The sequence below is a fragment of the Allocoleopsis sp. genome (assembly GCF_036703385.1).
Classification (GTDB): Bacteria; Cyanobacteriota; Cyanobacteriia; order Cyanobacteriales; family Coleofasciculaceae; genus Allocoleopsis.
On record NZ_DATNPA010000162.1, the window covers coordinates 1 to 3501 of the forward strand.

The following is a 3501-nucleotide window of genomic DNA, read 5'->3' on the forward strand; positions in this document are numbered from 1 at the left end:
GATATACTTCTTAGCAACTTCGATAATTTCCTTGGAAAACGCTTCAACATCCAACCGTTGATTTTCCAACATTTGCTTCAACCATTGACTAATGGCTCTATCATCATCAATCAGTCCCGCTTGATGATTTTTTATAATCTCCAAAGTTCGCTTGATCCGAAGACTCCTCAGTTCTGCCAGCGAGCGCTCAAGCACCGCTAGTCTTCTTTCGTTTTCCAATTCTAGAGTCTTTTGCAACGTCAAATTGAAAGTGGTTAAATACACTCTCGCTGCCTTGGCTCCATGGGTAGCGCCCAGTTCCGCCGCGATTTTTACGTGTAAGTTGTCGAATTCCTCAAAACTCATTTTTCCTCCTAATAATCAATTCCAACGACTTGAGTTCAATCTTTACTTTTCGGGTCGGTTCACTCTTTGATTAATCGTTCGCTTTTCGCGGTTTTTGAGATTTCCTAGTTCTTAAACAATCGGTGGATGATAGATGAAACCATCGAAGAATCCTTCACCTTTTGACTCCTCCAACTCATCTAGTGCTTGCCAGATGCATTTGACATCGGTAGCCAGAATGCATTTGGCACGTTGCCAGATGTTTGTGAATGTGGGGAATAATGCTGTCATTTGTTGATGCTCCAGTAGCTGCGTTTTTACTGCCAGTAGTCGGATGTAGAGGCGCTGTAATTCATCAAGTTCTCTAAGTTGCCAAGCTCGGTTTCTAGGTCGATTCCGTTGACCCACGCCTTCTCCACAATCTCTGCTGTGGCGCTCTCCACTTTTCCCAGTGCAGGTTCAATTTGCTGCCTTAAGTCTTCATACAGGTCACTGTTGGCATCGATTCCCAGTTCAAGCAATATTGCAATCGGGTCGAAGTCAGCTTCAGCAGAAAGCTCACTCGTGAGTTGGGCTACCTTACGGACTAGACCTTCACCCTTGATTTTGCGATAGGTGGAATCTTCGGCTAGAAGTTCGATGGTTGCCAGTCGTGCGCCCGATTTCTGACCCTTACGAGCGTGCAGAACTTCCTTCACTTGCAAATCGGTAGATGCCAACTGCTGGGAGTTCTCGTCTGAGTTCTTGAGCGAAGATGATTTGCGCTGAGTCAGGGCTGTAGACTTTTTCCCTTTGCGCTTGGATTGGGGCTTGTCCTCTAACAGCGGTGGCTCTAAGGGTTGCTCAGATGCCTCTGGTAGCTGGGGGCTTTCTGCCTGCGGTTCTAGTTTGCGAGTCGAGCGAGAGGCATCCAAGTCTCGTGCGATCGCGTCTACAACGGGCTGATGCTCGACTGGGATTGTGTCCCAACTAAACACGGTTGCATCGTTGAGAAGAGTTGCAAAGCGCTCTTGCAGGTCTGGAATCGTGACGCCTAATTCCTCTGCCACGTCGCACCAATTGAGGTTTACGGGAGTGTTGAAGGCTTCAGCGATTTCTTGAGTTGCAGATTTCTTGGTAGAACGTGCCATTGTTGTTACTCCTATTGATGGTTAAGCGGCGATACCGTAAAGCTCTTCTTCCCAAGCTTTAAAGCTGAAGTACTTTGACTGAATTTCAGGATTAGCCAAGGTTTGAGCGATTAGTGGTAGATAATTACACCCGTTTAAATCGGCTCGAATTTGAGTCATTAGATAGGCAAGTTTGACCACACAGGTGAACTGGTATTGGTCGAAACTGTAACCGCTCATGTAGTTACCAGAGGCATCTCTGGGGATGCGTTCCCGATAGTCTTTGATGACCCGTAGCAACTTTTCCCAATTCGCGATCGTGTTTTTGTCTGCGCCAAGTAGACCTTGGCTTGCTAGATGCCGAGCTACGGCGCGACGTGACCAACGATTGCGGCTTGGTGGTGTGGCTAATGCTGTTTCTAAAATCTCCTGAGTACGTGTTGTCACGTTTATCATCGGATACCTCTCCGTCAGCACCCTCTCAGTAACCCGTCACCCTACAGACATTTGGCAATTTGGGTGGGTGGTGGGTAGGTGCCTATGTTGCTATAGTAAGGATAGTTAGCGGATTCGTCAAGTATCCTGACAATAAATATTCAGGATTATGTCAAAGGGTAAGTTTTGTAAGGATTTGAGTCAAAATGAGAGCAAACAGTAAACAGAAACTTACAGGTATGGCTGAGACTAAGCGATTTACAGTTCCAGACTTAGGTGAGTGGTATACCGATCAACTAGCCTTAGATGCCTGGATTAACAACCGTTCCAAAGCAGTACAAGCGCAGTCTTTGCTATGCGCGAAGCTGCAAGAGCGAGAACCAACTATTGAAAAACGATTAACCTACATCGCCCAAAAAAGAGGTCTAACTCTAGATGAGCTGAGATCGCAGATTCTTGCAGGTAAGGCTCAACAACTATCCAGGGACGAAGACGGAGAGTAACCGCGATTGCCATGCCTACCGCCAAAATCCACCTGCTCACTGTCATGCCTATCGGCATCCTGATTGTGTACTTCACCGCTGACAGTTGCTGGCAGTTCAGAGTGTTGACTAACGAGGGGAAGGTATTCGGCTTGCAGAAGCTTTATTACACGCCAGAGGCAGCGGAAACAGCGGGGCGTAGGTGGGTTGGTGGGTGGAAGCAGGAATTATAGCCATAGGAGAGAGCGTACTACATGGTCAAACCTATACAGAGAGCGGATAAAGGATTTTCCAGTGATTCAAAGTCGCCTCTCTATGGTTCACTCCACTCTCTCCTCTCTCTGGTCGCTGTGCGATCGCCCTAGACTCCGACCTCTGACCTCTGACAAATTAGCCAAAATCTCTGAACTCGATCCAGACCCAAAAGAATAACTCCAACTGCGATCGCTCTCCCAGACCTCCAATACTCTCAGGCTTGAAAGGCGATCGCTCACCCGACCGCTGACCTCTGACCTAACGTAACCCGACACGACCGAACTCAGTATGAAAAAACTTCCCAAATCCGACCTAGTTGTTTTCAACCAAATACTCAACACACCTATCGAAGTAGTAGCCATAGATGAAACACACGCACGTCAAATCGAAATCGCTTTATCGATATGCAAACGACCCTGGGAAGTAACTAGCTCTTTATTCATCCAAAACAATTGGAGTTCTCGATTTGGTTTAAAAGTCACAAAACGAGATAAAACTCTATACGAGCCTTATCTAAATCTGATGACTACCATATACGAACTAATCAAAGAAATTGACGCGCTACACCGTTATACAAACATTGAATTATCAGACAGAATCCGAATGAAAACTAATCCTATAGCTTGGGTTTCACGTTGTTTTGTAGACTTTACAGCGGTTAACTTCTACGCTCTTGCCTATGATGAACGACCTAAAATTTATAACAACAACCATAAAGAAGCAATCATCGAAATAGAGAGAGAACGCCTAAGAAAATTGAAAAATAATATTAATCCTTTTGAAGAAAAATACTTTGGTATTTATAATGTCGTACACGCTAGCTTCCAATTAAAAAGTAGTTATGACCAATTTGATAAAAAATACTGGAAACCCTTTTTAAAAGCCTATACCCAACT

Annotated in this window: 8 protein-coding genes; 3 read left to right on the plus strand and 5 right to left on the minus strand. The window is 45.4% G+C overall.

The window, feature by feature from the left end; genetic code table 11:
- From V6C93_RS08140 to V6C93_RS08155, 4 genes are all read right to left on the minus strand, one after another.
- Positions 1-345, minus strand: a 345-nt coding sequence (locus tag V6C93_RS08140) for a hypothetical protein (RefSeq protein ID WP_333476156.1), incomplete at its 3' end; no start/stop codon positions are given.
- Between the two features lie 111 nt (positions 346-456).
- Entirely contained in the window at positions 457-615 is a 159-nt protein-coding gene (locus V6C93_RS08145) for a hypothetical protein (protein WP_333476157.1), read from the minus strand.
- 26 nt (positions 616-641) lie between these two features.
- Complete coding sequence (locus tag V6C93_RS08150) at positions 642-1454, minus strand: hypothetical protein (protein ID WP_333476158.1); 813 nt, start codon at positions 1452-1454, stop codon at positions 642-644.
- A 21-nt stretch (positions 1455-1475) separates the two neighbouring features.
- Positions 1476-1889 (minus strand): hypothetical protein, encoded by a 414-nt coding sequence (locus V6C93_RS08155; protein ID WP_333476159.1) that lies wholly within the window; start codon positions 1887-1889, stop codon positions 1476-1478.
- 185 nt (positions 1890-2074) lie between these two features.
- Between V6C93_RS08155 and V6C93_RS08160 the strand changes: the two genes are divergently transcribed.
- Together V6C93_RS08160 and V6C93_RS08165 are read left to right on the plus strand one after the other, a co-directional pair.
- Positions 2075-2371, plus strand: coding sequence for a hypothetical protein (locus tag V6C93_RS08160; protein WP_333476160.1), 297 nt, complete (start codon positions 2075-2077; stop codon positions 2369-2371).
- A gap of 11 nt (positions 2372-2382) precedes the next feature.
- Positions 2383-2583, plus strand: coding sequence for a hypothetical protein (locus tag V6C93_RS08165; protein WP_333476161.1), 201 nt, complete (start codon positions 2383-2385; stop codon positions 2581-2583).
- Positions 2584-2670: 87 nt separating this feature from the next.
- On the opposite strand, the gene V6C93_RS08170 is transcribed toward V6C93_RS08165, so the two are convergent.
- Positions 2671-2880: a hypothetical protein gene (locus tag V6C93_RS08170; RefSeq protein WP_333476162.1), complete on the minus strand. Its 210-nt coding sequence runs from the start codon at positions 2878-2880 to the stop codon at positions 2671-2673.
- Between the two features lie 13 nt (positions 2881-2893).
- Between V6C93_RS08170 and V6C93_RS08175 the strand changes: the two genes are divergently transcribed.
- A partial coding sequence (locus tag V6C93_RS08175) for a hypothetical protein (RefSeq protein ID WP_333476163.1) occupies positions 2894-3501 on the plus strand: 608 nt, incomplete at its 3' end.

Excerpts from the sequence above, each read along its gene's own strand:
- V6C93_RS08145 (WP_333476157.1), bottom strand. The coding sequence starts at position 615 with ATGACAGCATTATTCCCCACATTCACAAACATCTGGCAACGTGCCAAA.
- V6C93_RS08150 (WP_333476158.1), bottom strand. The coding sequence starts at position 1,454 with ATGGCACGTTCTACCAAGAAATCTGCAACTCAAGAAATCGCTGAAGCC.
- V6C93_RS08155 (WP_333476159.1), bottom strand. The coding sequence starts at position 1,889 with ATGATAAACGTGACAACACGTACTCAGGAGATTTTAGAAACAGCATTA.
- V6C93_RS08160 (WP_333476160.1), top strand. The coding sequence starts at position 2,075 with ATGAGAGCAAACAGTAAACAGAAACTTACAGGTATGGCTGAGACTAAG.
- V6C93_RS08165 (WP_333476161.1), top strand. The coding sequence starts at position 2,383 with ATGCCTACCGCCAAAATCCACCTGCTCACTGTCATGCCTATCGGCATC.